General features: G+C 65.4%; 6 protein-coding genes, 4 tRNA genes and 2 rRNA genes (1 of these 12 running past the window's edge). 3 read left to right on the top strand and 9 right to left on the bottom strand.

The annotated features are described in order from the left end of the window. From IPM73_03450 to IPM73_03425, 6 genes are all read right to left on the bottom strand, one after another. Window positions 1–417, bottom strand: a 23S ribosomal RNA gene (locus IPM73_03450); it reaches 2,462 nt to the left of the window's first position. A 227-nt stretch (window positions 418–644) separates the two neighbouring features. Continuing rightward, a tRNA-Ala gene (locus tag IPM73_03445) sits at window positions 645–720 on the bottom strand. A 173-nt stretch (window positions 721–893) separates the two neighbouring features. After that, window positions 894–970, bottom strand: a tRNA-Ile gene (locus IPM73_03440). Between the two features lie 62 nt (window positions 971–1,032). After that, a 16S ribosomal RNA gene (locus IPM73_03435) occupies window positions 1,033–2,570 on the bottom strand. Together the 16S and 23S rRNA genes with 3 tRNA genes alongside form the textbook arrangement of a ribosomal RNA operon. 287 nt (window positions 2,571–2,857) lie before the next feature. After that, window positions 2,858–2,934: transfer RNA gene (locus IPM73_03430), tRNA-Met, on the bottom strand. A 96-nt stretch (window positions 2,935–3,030) separates the two neighbouring features. Further along, entirely contained in the window at window positions 3,031–3,648 is a 618-nt protein-coding gene (locus IPM73_03425; GenBank protein MBK8917123.1) for a ParA family protein, read from the bottom strand. A gap of 92 nt (window positions 3,649–3,740) precedes the next feature. Between IPM73_03425 and IPM73_03420 the strand changes: the two genes are divergently transcribed. After that, window positions 3,741–4,544: an IclR family transcriptional regulator gene (locus IPM73_03420; GenBank protein ID MBK8917122.1), complete on the top strand. Its 804-nt coding sequence runs from the start codon at window positions 3,741–3,743 to the stop codon at window positions 4,542–4,544. Window positions 4,545–4,710: 166 nt separating this feature from the next. Here IPM73_03420 and IPM73_03415 read toward each other — a convergent pair. Next, window positions 4,711–4,784: transfer RNA gene (locus IPM73_03415), tRNA-Thr, on the bottom strand. Window positions 4,785–4,838: 54 nt separating this feature from the next. On the opposite strand from IPM73_03415, the gene IPM73_03410 reads away from it, so the two are divergent. Further along, complete coding sequence (locus tag IPM73_03410) at window positions 4,839–6,623, top strand: diguanylate cyclase (protein ID MBK8917121.1); 1,785 nt, start codon at window positions 4,839–4,841, stop codon at window positions 6,621–6,623. A gap of 27 nt (window positions 6,624–6,650) precedes the next feature. After that, the gene (locus IPM73_03405; protein MBK8917120.1) at window positions 6,651–11,351 is read left to right on the top strand and encodes a glycosyltransferase; all 4,701 of its coding nucleotides are present in this window, start codon (window positions 6,651–6,653) and stop codon (window positions 11,349–11,351) included. A 155-nt stretch (window positions 11,352–11,506) separates the two neighbouring features. Here IPM73_03405 and IPM73_03400 read toward each other — a convergent pair whose 3' ends face one another. Together IPM73_03400 and IPM73_03395 are read right to left on the bottom strand one after the other, a co-directional pair. After that, the gene (locus IPM73_03400; GenBank protein MBK8917119.1) at window positions 11,507–12,379 is read right to left on the bottom strand and encodes a hypothetical protein; all 873 of its coding nucleotides are present in this window, start codon (window positions 12,377–12,379) and stop codon (window positions 11,507–11,509) included. After that, the gene (locus tag IPM73_03395; protein ID MBK8917118.1) at window positions 12,367–13,449 is read right to left on the bottom strand and encodes a hypothetical protein; all 1,083 of its coding nucleotides are present in this window, start codon (window positions 13,447–13,449) and stop codon (window positions 12,367–12,369) included. Before IPM73_03395 ends, IPM73_03400 begins: the two co-directional genes overlap by 13 nt. Window positions 13,450–13,589 lie beyond the last annotated feature (140 nt).

Raw genomic sequence — 13,589 nt, 5'->3', positions numbered from 1 at the left:
AGGATGGTCCCCCCATGTTCAGACAGGGTTTCACGTGCCCCGCCCTACTTGTCGCAAACTTAGTACCACAGCGATGTTTTCATGTACGGGGCTATCACCCACTACGGCCGGACTTTCCATTCCGTTCCATTAACAAAGCTGCTATCACTTGCAGGCTCTTCCCCGTTCGCTCGCCACTACTTAGGGAATCTCGGTTGATTTCTTTTCCTCGGGCTACTTAGATGTTTCAGTTCACCCGGTTCGCCTCCCAACCCTATGGATTCAGGTTGGGATACTCCTTGCGGAGTGGGTTTCCCCATTCGGACATCCCCGGATCAAAGCTTCGTTGCCAGCTCCCCGGGGCTTAACGCAGGCTTGCACGTCCTTCGTCGCCTGTGATCGCCAAGGCATCCACCACATGCACTTAGTCGCTTGATCCTATAACCTTGAACTCTCTCCCGAGAGTGGCCATAGGCAACTCATTTGTGCCGATATCAACGCCTAGCTGTAAGCGTCAATATCAGATGCAATCACACGTACCACTCGCCTTCTTGTCGGCAACGAGTGATACAACCTTCTTCCGTTTTGTTAAAGAGCAAACAGCATTTAAGCTTTTTGGCCAGAAGCCAAAGCTAAGCACAACGCCTGTGCTTAGCTTTAGGTTCTGGTGGAGGATGACGGGATCGAACCGACGACCCCCTGCTTGCAAAGCAGGTGCTCTCCCAGCTGAGCTAATCCCCCTCCCGGTGCTTTGCCTAAGCCGCGCATTACTTGCTTATTCAAAGCCCCGCAACCTTGATAGACGTTTCACTGGGTTTCGATAACCAAGCGATTCAAGCCAGAGAGCGGCGCCGCGTACTCATGTACACAAGCCTCTCGACAACGCCGAAGCGCGCAGGTTAGCGAAAGCCAGTTGGTGGGTCTGGTTGGAATCGAACCAACGACCCCCGCCTTATCAAGACGGTGCTCTAACCGACTGAGCTACAGACCCTCGTCTGTGTGCTGTTCTTCGAACAACCGATAGGTTGTGGGTGCCAGGATGCTTATCTCTAGAAAGGAGGTGATCCAGCCGCACCTTCCGATACGGCTACCTTGTTACGACTTCACCCCAGTCACGAACCCCGCCGTGGTAAGCGCCCCCCTTGCGGTTAGGCTACCTACTTCTGGCGGAACCCGCTCCCATGGTGTGACGGGCGGTGTGTACAAGACCCGGGAACGTATTCACCGCGACATGCTGATCCGCGATTACTAGCGATTCCGACTTCACGGAGGCGAGTTGCAGCCTCCGATCCGGACTACGATCGGCTTTCTGGGATTGGCTCCACCTCGCGGCTTGGCAACCCTCTGTACCGACCATTGTATGACGTGTGAAGCCCTACCCATAAGGGCCATGAGGACTTGACGTCATCCCCACCTTCCTCCGGTTTGTCACCGGCAGTCTCGTTAAAGTGCCCAACTAAATGATGGCAATTAACGACAAGGGTTGCGCTCGTTGCGGGACTTAACCCAACATCTCACGACACGAGCTGACGACAGCCATGCAGCACCTGTGTTCCAGCTCCCTTTCGGGCACACCCAAATCTCTTCAGGCTCCTGGACATGTCAAGGGTAGGTAAGGTTTTTCGCGTTGCATCGAATTAATCCACATCATCCACCGCTTGTGCGGGTCCCCGTCAATTCCTTTGAGTTTTAACCTTGCGGCCGTACTCCCCAGGCGGTCAACTTCACGCGTTAGCTCCGGTACTAAATGGTTTTACCCACCCAACACCTAGTTGACATCGTTTAGGGCGTGGACTACCAGGGTATCTAATCCTGTTTGCTCCCCACGCTTTCGTGCATGAGCGTCAGTATCGGCCCAGGGGGCTGCCTTCGCCATCGGTGTTCCTCCACATCTCTACGCATTTCACTGCTACACGTGGAATTCCACCCCCCTCTGCCGTACTCTAGTGAGACAGTCACAAGCGCAGTTCCCAGGTTAAGCCCGGGGATTTCACGCCTGTCTTATCAAACCGCCTGCGCACGCTTTACGCCCAGTAATTCCGATTAACGCTCGCACCCTACGTATTACCGCGGCTGCTGGCACGTAGTTAGCCGGTGCTTCTTATTCCGGTACCGTCATCCACACAGGGTATTAGCCCGTGCGATTTCGTCCCGGCCGAAAGAGCTTTACAACCCGAAGGCCTTCTTCACTCACGCGGCATGGCTGGATCAGGGTTGCCCCCATTGTCCAAAATTCCCCACTGCTGCCTCCCGTAGGAGTCTGGACCGTGTCTCAGTTCCAGTGTGGCGGATCATCCTCTCAGACCCGCTACAGATCGTCGCCTTGGTAGGCCTTTACCCCACCAACTAGCTAATCTGATATCGGCCGCTCAATCAGCGCAAGGTCTTGCGATCCCCTGCTTTCCTGCTCACAGAATATGCGGTATTAGCGTAACTTTCGCTACGTTATCCCCCACTGAAAGGTACGTTCCGATACTTTACTCACCCGTTCGCCACTCGCCACCAGGATTGCTCCCGTGCTGCCGTTCGACTTGCATGTGTAAGGCATGCCGCCAGCGTTCAATCTGAGCCAGGATCAAACTCTTCAGTTCAATCCAACAAACTCGCAAATTCACTGACGGTAGATTTCTCTACCTATTACTCGGTGTATTTGCCTTAATACTTTTCGCGACTCGCGTCGCTTCGCATCAAGACACCCACACCTATCGGTTGTCCAAATTTTTAAAGAACATCGCCAGAAAAACCACCAACCAGCGAAGAAGCGGAATTATGAAGCACCTAAAACTACCAGTCAACTCCAACAACCAACTTCTTTTTAACCATCCCACACGGGTTTCACAAATAAAAAAGCTTGGCAACACCAAGCTTTTGAACTTGCTGGTTGCGGGGGCAGGATTTGAACCTGCGACCTTCGGGTTATGAGCCCGACGAGCTGCCAGACTGCTCCACCCCGCGTCCGTCAGAGAGGCGAGATTATGGTTGAACTCGACTTCCCTGTAAACCCCGACGCCGAAAGAATCTCCGTTTGCGTCGAAGGGCGCGCAGTATCCCCTATCTCCCCACCCAGCGCAAGAGCGGATCCCACTGCTCGAGCTCCCGGCGATTGCGGGAGCGGGGCGGGTCGAATACCGTCAAGCCCCCTGCGGCGGCATTGACGTAGTTCTGGGTGTTGCGCAGATAGGTGACGATGGGGATGTCGAAGTGTGTGAGAAACTCTTCGAGCATGGCCGCGGCCTTGGTGCGCGGATCGACGCGCATGGCGACGATGCCGATGGCGTTGCGGCGACCTCGCATGTCGTTACGGATGGAATTGAGGAAATCCTCTGTCGCCGCCATATCGAAGACCGAGGGCACCAGGGGGACAAGAACCTTGTCCACTTCGCGCAGGTAGTCCGACAATTTGTAGCCCTGCAAGCCCGCCGGAGCGTCCAGCACGACCCAGTCCGCTTCCTTGGGCATGCTGAGGACGAGCTGGTTGCCAGCAAAATATCCGGTGACAGGTGCAACGGATGGATCCCGGAACGCCATCCAGCGCAGTGCCGACTGTTGCCGATCGAGATCACAAAGCGTGACCTTCTTGCCTTCGTTGGCGAAATGGCCCGCAAGGTTGGTGGCCAAGGTGGTTTTTCCGGCCCCTCCCTTGGGATTGGCGATCAGGACTGCTCGCATGACATTCTCCCCCTGTGTTGATTTGTGGTGGATTATATTGCCCGAACAAGGACATGGGCCAGCCTTGGCTCGCCCGATCGGAGGGAATTGAAATGAGCGAAAGGCAGCCACGCCGCCGGGCGGGTATCCAGTCGCTGGAGCACGGTATCGCGATGCTGAGAAGCCTTGCCGCCGCTGGCCGCCCGATGATGCTGCGGGATCTCGCTGCAAGCGTCGGCATGCCTGCCGCGAAGGCCCATGGCTACGCGGTCAGTCTTCTGCGCACCGGAGCCATCGCCCAGGATACGAGCAGTGGGCGCTATGACCTCGGCCCCACGGCACTGGAACTGGGCCTTGCGGGCCTGGGGCGCCTGGACCCCGTTCGCCTGGCAGGGCCAGTCCTCGACGCGCTTTGCGAGACGCTGCAGGAGACCGTAGCCCTGGCAGTGTGGGGCAACCGGGGGGCAACGATTGTTCGCATCGTCGACGCCGGGGGGCCGATCACCGTCACCCTGCGGGCGGGCACCGTTCTTCCGCTGCACAATTCCGCCACCGGCCGCGCCTTCGCCGCTTTTCACCGCTCGCCGTACCTGCGTGCCTTCCTGGACGAGGAATTGCGTCAAGCCGCCGCGAAATCCCGAATCGCGCTGACCGCACTGCGCCGGCAACTGGAGCGCAACCTCGTGGACTTCCGCGAACGCGGGCTCGCGCGGGCCACGGGTAGCCTGACCCCGGGAATCAACGGATTCAGCGCCCCGGTATTCGACCATTCGGGCAGCATGGTCGCCGCCATCACGTCCCTGGGTCCGGTAGGAGAATTCAGCGTGGAGTGGGACAGTCCGGCCGCCGGGGCCATGCGGGACGCCTCGACGCTCCTGTCGCAACAACTGGGTTACGGGATGATCCAGGGCGGGTGAAAGGGCGCGAAAGCTCCGCAGCCCGGGATCATTCGCAGCGAGCCCCAAGCGCCAGGCCCGCCACCGCGCCGTTTTTCATTTATCCTAGTGCCACCGAAGACCGCCCGCAGCGGCTTACCTGGAGACCGGCCCGAGCCGGAAGAAGGACGTGACCGAGAGTTTCAATTGGTGCCCCTGCCCGGAATCGAACCAGGGCCTGATGCTTACAAGGCAACTGCACGACCTTCATGCTACAGGGGCCGGCGACGTCGGAGCGGCATTATAGCCTGAGCCCCTTATCTCCCCCGATCATCGATGGCGAACCCTTCCAACCCTTCCGAACTGGCCCGGGAAACCCTGCGCCTCCTGGCTGTGCGGCGCATCCCTCCGACTCCGGACAATTACCGCATCCTGTACAACGAAATTTCCGGCGTACGCGAGAAGGAGGCCTTTCCGGACAAGGCCGCCAAGGCGCTGGCGGCCGCCCTGCCACGGGTTTCGCCGGAGCAGATGCGTCTCGGTCGCGCTCTCGATAGCGCGGCCAAGGACCAGGACTGGGACGCCTTCCAGAACCAGATCGTCGCCCACTTCGCGGCGCTCTCGGAGAGCCAGAAGCTCCCCTGGGGCGAGCTGATCAACGACCTTCTGCGCCTTTGGGAGCAACGCACCGCCGGGCTGACCCAGGCCAAGAAGCGGGAGTCCCTGGATCGCGTCCTGGCGGGCGCCTCGGCCGGCGGCGAGACCCTGCATAGCCGCCTGAAGGGCCTGGTGCGCAGTTGGGCCACCGGCGAAGGAGACGAGGGCGGCGTGGAAACGGTGCCCGAAAGCGAAGCATCCCCCGCCTCGTCCCCCGCCTCCCCAAGCGCTCCTGCCGACAAGACCGCAGAACTGCTCGGCGAGATGCGCGAACTGCTCGCCTTCACGCTTGAAACCGCCATCAACACTCAACTGGTGGAGTCCCCGGGCCTCGCCGACACCGCCCGGGCCCTCGCCTCCGACATCCGCCGTGCCCGGACGCTGCGCGAGTTGCAGGATTTCTTGGCCAGTCTCAAGCGCTTCGCCTTCAAGCTCGAACTGCTGGCCGAAGATCGCACCGAATTGCGGGCAAGCCTGCTCAATCTGCTGCGCCTGCTGATCGAAAACATGACCGAACTGGTCATGGACGACCGCTGGCTGGCGGGCCAACTCGAAGTCGTGCGGGAAATCGTCGACAAGCCCCTCTCCCAGCGCGCCCTGGACGACGCCGAGCGCCGCCTGAAGGAGGTTGTGTATAAACAGAGCCAGCTCAAGCACAGCCTCCAGGAGGCCAAGGACGCCCTCAAGGCCATGCTGGCCGGCTTTGTTGACCAGTTGGCCGATTTTGCCGACGCCACCTCCGACTACCACGACCGGATAGAGCGCTGCGCCGAAAAGATCAGCAGCGCCAACGACATTTCCGAACTGGAAACGGTCCTCGCCGAGGTGATGCAGGAAACCCGGGCGATGCAGCACAACGCCCAGCGCTCCCGGGACGAACTGCGCAGCACCCAGGAGCGGGTACGGGAATCCGACGCCAAGATTCGCCAACTGGAGCAGGAACTGGAAGTCACCAGCGACCTCGTCCGCCACGACCAGCTCACCGGCGTCCTCAACCGCCGCGGGCTGGAAGAGACCTTCGCCAAGGAAATCGCCCGGGCCGACCGGCACGAGACCCTGCTCTGCGCCGCGCTTCTCGACATCGACAACTTCAAGAAACTCAACGACAGCCTGGGACACGACGCCGGCGACGGCGCCCTGGTCCATCTGGCCACGGTATGCCGCAACACCCTGCGCCCCCAGGACACGGTGGCCCGCTACGGCGGCGAGGAATTCATCATTCTTCTTCCCGACACCGGCATCGACGACGCCGTCGGCGCCCTGACCCGGCTGCAGCGGGAACTCACCCGCCAGATCTTCCTGCACGAGCACCACAAGACCCTCATCACCTTCAGCGCCGGCGTCACCCAGGTCGGCCCCGGCGAAAGCCAGGCCGAAGTCTTGAAGCGCGCCGACGAAGCCATGTACGAAGCCAAGCGCACGGGCAAGAACCGCGTCTGCGTCAGCCCGGCCCGGGACGGCTGATGCCTTCGGTCCGGGAGGCCGCTCGCGGTGGCTGAGCCCCGGGTCACCGTCGTCCTCGCCTGCCGCAACGAGGCGGGGCATCTGGCCGCCTGCCTCGACGCCTGCCTCGCCCAGACGCACCTGGTACAGGAAATCGTCGTGGTGGATGCGGGATCGTCGGACGGCAGCCGGCGGATCGTCGAGGACTACGCGCAACGCCACCCCGGCACCCTGCGGGGCGAGTTCCTGTCGGCCTCCGCCGCTGCGGGGGAAGCCCTCTGGCACGCGGTCCGCACCACGACGGCTCCCTACGTCGCCCTGGCCGACCCCCGCGACCTGGCCGTCCCCCACCGCATCGCCGCCGGGCTGGAACTTCTCGCCGCCAACCCTTCCCTGGCCGCCGTCTGCTCCACCGTGCAGGCAGTCGATTCCGGTGGCCGGCCAACGTCCTGGCTCGACGACGCCCCCGGCAACCGCCCCTGCGACAACCCGCGTTGGCACCTGCTCGGCGGCCACCCCTTCGACTGGTGTACCGTCCTCGGCCGAGGCGAATGCCTCCGCGCAGTGGCAACAGAAAGCCCCCTGCCCCATGCCGCCGATCTGGATCGCTGGCTGCGCCTCCTGGATGGGGGCGAAGTCCATCGCGAAGCCCGCCCTTGGGTGCGCCGGCGCCTGCCCGGGCCACTGCCTTCCCCCGCCCCGCTCCTGGCGGAAGGCTACGAAGCCGCCGCAGCCATCGCCGACGCCCTGGGGCGCTGGCCCCTGGAGAAGCTGTTCCAATTCGCCAGCCCGGAGGGCAGCCCCGAACGCCAGAGGGAAAGCGCCCAATGCCACGCCCGCCTCGCCGCCCACGGGCTGGATCTGGACGCCCGTCTCTTCGGTCACACGCACCTGGGCAGCCAAGACGCCTACCGGCAGATTCGCGCCGCCCTGCGCCTCGATCCCGACAACGCCCTGGCGCGGCAACTCTTGCCGGAAACCTGGCGCCGCCTGGGCGATGGGGCGCGGGCCGACGGCCACCCCCCCCTCTCCCTGGCCGACTGGCAAGCTGCGCCGCCCGCTCCTGTCGCGCTGGCCCCTGCCCCGCCCCCATCTCCGGCGGCGACCGCCTTCCGGGCCTGGCAGGCCAGGACCGCCTTTCAGGACATCGACGGTGAGCACCTCGCCCGGCGCCAGCACGCCTGGGCCCGCCGACCGCGCGTCGTCCTCCTCCTGGATGCCACCGACCCCGCCCTCGCTGCCACCCTGCAATCCCTGGAGCAGCAGTTCTACGGCCACTGGCTCGCGGCCCTGGTCGGGGGCGAAGCCGACACCGGCCACCCGCGTCACCTCGCCTTTCCCGCCGGCACGGCGGCCGACACCTTGCTGGCGGCCCTGCCCGGCTGCAGCCCCGACGACTGGGCCCTGCTCCTGCCCCGGGGAACCCGGCTGGAAGCCCACGCCCTCTTCGCCCTGGCCGACCACCTGAACCGCCACCCCCAGTGCCAGGCCCTCTACGCCGACGACGTAGGCCCCGACGACCTGCCCCGCTTCAAACCCGACTTCGACCCGGTACTGCTGGCCGGCAGAGACTACCTGGGCGCCGTTCTGGTCGCCGCCCCTCTCTTTGCCGCCCTGGCCCCGGGAGCACCCCCCTCCCCTGGCCTGGCCCACGCCCTGGTGCGCCAGTTGGCCGCCACGGCGGGTGAACCATTCATCGGCCACGTGGCCGACGTGCTGTTCACCCTGGACCCCGCCACGGCCACCCCCCCGGCGGAGGTCCGGCGCGCCTGCACCGCCGCCCTCCTCGGCCTGCCGCCGGAGCGCCTGATCCAGGTCGATGGCCCCCTGCCGGGCAGCCATTGGGTCCTGCCCCAACCCGCCGACTGGCCGGCGGTGACCGTGATCGGTCTGGGCGTCTCCCCCCAGGCCCTCGTCGCCGCCACGGACTACCCCGCCCTGCGCTGCGCGGGCCCCCTGCCCCCCGACCCCCGCGCCCTGGCGGAGGCCCTGCAATCCTGCCCGGACGACCTGGTCCTGGTGCTGAGCGCCGCCCTCCGCCCCGCCACGCCGGAACACCTGCAAACCCTGGTCGCCACCCTGGACGGCTGGCGGGCAGGCATGGTCGGCCCGGCCATCGTCGATGCCCAGGGAAGGCTGGAAGGCGCCGGTCTGGTCCTGGGCCTGGGCGGCGCCCTCGGCCCCGCCCTGCCGGGAACCCCCTTCGGGCAAGGGGGCGATGCCCTGGGGCGGGCTGCCCTGCCCCACCGGGTGGGCGCCCTGGACGCCAGCGCCCTGCTGCTCTCCCGCGCCGCCCTCGCTGCCGCCGGAGGGCTGGATACTGGCTACGGCAGCCTTGCCGCCTGTCTGGCCGATGCCGCCCTGCGCCTCGCCGCGGCCGGAAAACCGCCCCTATGGACGCCCCTGGCCCGCCTGGACCGCCTCGCCCCCGCCCCCGCCGTGCAGGAAGACCCGGCCCCCTTCGTCCAGCGCTGGCTGCCGCGGCTGGCCGCCGACCCGGCCTGGAACCGCAACCTCTCCCTGGCCGACGGCAGCGCCCTGGCCGAGACCGACCTCGTCGCCCGCTGGCGCCCGGGCCGGGCCGACGCCCTGCGCATCCTGGCCCTGCCGCTCGCCCCTTCGGGGCAGGCCGAATACCGGGTGAGCGCCCCCCTGCGCGCCCTGGACCGCCTGGGGCTGGCCCAGACCGCCAGCGCCTGCGAACCCTGGCCGGGGCGGGAACGGGCGCCGACGCCGGCAGAACTGGCCCGCCTCGCCCCTGACGTCCTCTACGCCCAGGCCACCATCGACGACGTTCGCCTGCGCGGCTATCTGGCCGCGGCGCGTTTCAACCCGGACATCACCCGCGTCTTCTCCCTGGACGACCGCGTGTCCGACATCCCCGCCTACAACGCCGCCCACCGCTCGCTGCCCCGGGAGAAGGTAGCGGAGCGCATGGCCCTGGCCCTGGCCCACAGCGACCGGCTCATCGTCAGCACCGCCCCCCTGGCCGAACTCTACGGCCCCCAGGTGGCGGATACCCGCATCGTCCCCAACCGCCTGGAAAAAGCCCTGTGGCTGGACGCCGCGGCGCGCCCCAAGCCGCCGCGCAAAAGCCCGCGGCCCCGGGTCGGCTGGGCCGGTGCCCTGCAGCACGGGGGAGACCTGGCCCTGGTCGTCCCTCTGGTCGAAGCCCTGGCGGGGGAAGTGGATTGGGTCTTCTTCGGCATGATCCCCGCCGGCTGCGAACGTTTCGTGGCCGAATTCCACCCCCCGGTGAAGCCCTACGCCGCCTACCCGGCCAAACTCGCCAGCCTGGACCTCGACCTGGCCCTGGCGCCCCTGGAAATCAATCTGTTCAACGAAGCCAAGAGCAACCTGCGCCTCCTGGAGTACGGCATCTTCGGCTGGCCGGTCATCGCTTCCGACATCCTCCCCTACCGCAGCGACGACGCCCCCGTGTGCCGCGTGCCCAATCGCCCGCAAGCCTGGATCGCCGCCGTGCGCGAGCGCCTGGCCGAGCGCGAGGCCCTGCGGGCCGAAGGCCGCCGCCTGGAAGCCTGGGTACGCGCCCGCTACCTGCTGGAAGACCATGCCCAGGAGTGGCTGGAAGCCCTCAACCCCGTCCCCCGCCGGCCTCGAACCGCTGTACCGGCGGTTGCGGCAGCCGCAGCGCCGCCCGCTTCCCCCGCCCCGGCCACCGACATGCAGGGCGGCTGGCCCCCCGGCCCCGGCGACAGCAAGCCCCGCATCCTGGCCGCCTCCCAGACCACGCTCCTGCACGACTACCGCGCCGCCTCGCCCCTGCGCGCCCTGCGCCAGAGCGGCCTGGCCCACACCCTGCTCTTCGGCCGCCCCCACTCCAATCAGGTGAGCTGCCTGACCGGGGCGGAAATCGCCACCCTGGCCCCGGACGCCACCTACTGGAATTTCATCGTCGACGACCTGCGCCTCGCCGAAGGCATCGCCCGCTGCGCCCGGGATTTCCCGGACCTGCCCCGGGTCTATGGCCTGGACGACCGCATCGGCGACCTGCCCCCGCAACACCCCTACGCCACCCACTTCAGCGGCGCCCAGCTCGACCGGCGCCTGCGCGAAGCCCTCGGCCTCTGCCAGCGCCTGGTGGTCTCGACTCCGCCCCTGGCGGAACTCTACGGCCCCCTGGTGGAGTCGGTGCGCGTCGTCCCCAACCGCCTGGAACGCGCCCTGTGGCAAGGCGTGGCGCCCCCGCCCCGGGAAGCGGCGCCTCCCCGGCGCCTGCGGGTCGGCTGGGCCGGCGCCCAGCAGCACGCCGCCGACCTGGCCCTGCTGCGCCCCGTCATCGCCGCCACTGCCGAGGCCTTCGACTGGGTCTTCTTCGGCATGGCCCCCGCCGGCTGCGAAGCCTGGGTGCGGGAAATCCACCCCGCCGTCCCCTTCCCCGACTACCCCGCCCGCCTCACCGCCCTGGACCTGGACATCGCCCTCGCCCCCCTGGAGATCAGCCTCTTCAACGAAGCCAAGAGCAACCTCCGCCTGCTGGATTACGGCTGGCTCGGCTGGCCGGTCATCTGCACCGACATCCTGCCCTACCGGGAAAACGCCCCGCCGGTGATCCGGGTGGCCAACACCCCGGAAGCCTGGATCACGGCCCTCCACGCCCTGGCCGCCGACCCGGATACCCGCCACCGCCTGGGCCAGGAACTCGCCGCCTGGGTGCGGCGGCACTGCGTGCTGGAGGACCACCTGGAGGAATGGCGGGAGGCGCTGGTTCCGGGTTGGTGTGGGTGAGCGCCTTTCGCTCAGAACCTGAGAATCCTGCGGGCGAGCCCGAGCGGCGCCCACAAGTGTGCGCGATCAAGGCGCAAAGCACAGCCATAGCTTTGGCATGACGAACGGGTGCTTAGGGAATTGCACAGGCTCTCGGTTCGGCCACTCAATTCGGCTCATTCTCGCAATGCCATAGCGCGCAGCAGCGCGTCGATCTGCCCGAAAGCATCCTGCTGCCATTGGTCGGGCGTACGATCACCCAATGCTCGCGTGTCTTCGACGAAGCGGCGCACACAGGTAGGACCGTGACCTTCGAAGGTGTCGAACTTCTCGGCAATATGCCGGAAGCCGCGTTCGCCGCTGGCAAGTCCGAGCAGGAGGCGGCATTCCTGCGCCAACGCCTCGATACCGTCAGGGTAGTTCCGCACGCAGTAGTAGATGTCGTAGGCGTCCTTCTGCTTGTAGCGGCCCGCAAGCGCATGGCCCTTCATCGCCAGAAAAGCTGGGATGGAACACACGGCGATCTCGACGCGGTTCGTCCCTCCCTCCGGCATCGACCCGGCCACAGCCACCAGCTGATAGAAGCGCATCGCCAAGTCAGTGCCGTCCGCCCGTTGCACGGCAAAGTCGCTGATCAAGGGCGGGTCGTTCTTGACGACCTCCGCATCGCGCGGCATCAGGAAATCGACCACGACATCGATCGCTTCCCCTTCATCCCGCGCGGGGACCTGGCGAACCAGTTGGAAGCGCCGCAGTCCCACGCGCTGCGTGTATCCATGACCTTGGAGTGCGCCGATCAAGGTGGCGTACTCGCCGTCGCCAAGCGCCTCCGCGTCCAACCCCAGGTCCACGTCGAGCGTACCGACGTGGGGCATGTCCTCGTTGGCCAACAGGAGCCAAGGAACCGCGCCACCGATGATGGCGAACTTGCCCTTGAAGCTGCCAAGAATCTGGCCGATCTCGATCAGCACCGACTTTACGGCCGCGGTCGTGCGGTCGTCGTACTCGGCCGCCGACTGCGGCTCCTTCGAGGGCCTCATTGGGGCCACGAGAGTCGTTCCTGCCGCAAGTGGTCCGCGGCCTCGGCGCCGCGCTCACCGGCGATGGAGAGATCGAGGTAGGTTTGAACCGGACTCGTGCAGAGCGCTCCCGGTGCAGGTTCAACGGTGTCGGCGAGCAGCCCCAAATCCTTCGGCACGGTGACGACCACGTTCTCGCCTTTCGGGGTAGGCGTGAGCTTCAGAGCGGCCTGGAGCTTGCGCAGGCCTTCTTCGTCGGCGAAGAAGTAGTGCGTGCCGCTGCGCCCGTACGGCGAAAGCCACTGCGCCGCCGAAAACGATGCGAAAGCAGCGTGCCCAGGAGAGTCGTCCGCGCGCAGAGCGCTTCGAGCCGCGTCTTCGAATGTGCTGCCATGCAGCGGCGTGTAGAAACGCAGCCGTTCACCGGACGGCGCGGTATAGCTGTCCCGCCACGCGTCCAGGAGTGCATCGGGTGCCGCGAGGATCAGGCCACCCTCGGAGATGCGTGCCCATTCCCGATCAATCAAGGCTGTGCGCACATTGCTGACGTGGCCGAGGCTGACCCCGGAAATTTCCGACAACTCGCTGACGCGCCATGCACGACCCGGTTCGCGGAGCATGGTGCGCAATACATGGGCCGACTTCGGTCGGAACAAGGACTTCAGTTCGCGTCGCTCGACCACAGGCTTGTCCGTCACCACGCGCTCTATGAACACGCCACCGAAGACGATCCGGGCGTTTCCCTCCAAGTCGAGAAAGCCGACACCCTTCTCTTGGCACAATTGCCTCACCGCGGGTGAAAGGTAGGGCGCGATGAACACCGGCGTCGCCTGGGGGGCTTGGTGCGCGAGGCAGTTCCGCAACTCCAGTACTGCGGACCGGGCAATCCTCGGTTGCCCGGTCGACTTGTACTCACAGATGAGCAGGTGCGGCTGCCCATCCACGAGGAGCCGGACGATAAAGTCCGGCTCCCAATCGCCGGACAACGCCTCGGCCTCAATGCCTTCGACCTGAAGGAGGGGAATCTTCTCAAGCAAGCCGCGCAATGCTTCACAGGCACGGGCGTTGGCCATTTTCGGTGTATTGGGCGCTTTCAGCATTTGCTGAAACTATCACGTTTACTGAAACTTAGGCACTAATTTCATTCCAGAGGCCACTTTCAGCGATTGCTGAAATGGACCTTGAGATTCTTGAGCGCGCCAAGGTCCGGCTTGGGGTCGGGCGCCGAACTAAACGGAAG

The organism is Betaproteobacteria bacterium, assembly GCA_016720065.1.
Lineage (GTDB): Bacteria > Pseudomonadota > Gammaproteobacteria > Burkholderiales > Rhodocyclaceae > SSSZ01.
This window is presented reverse-complemented; position numbering and strand designations above follow the sequence as displayed.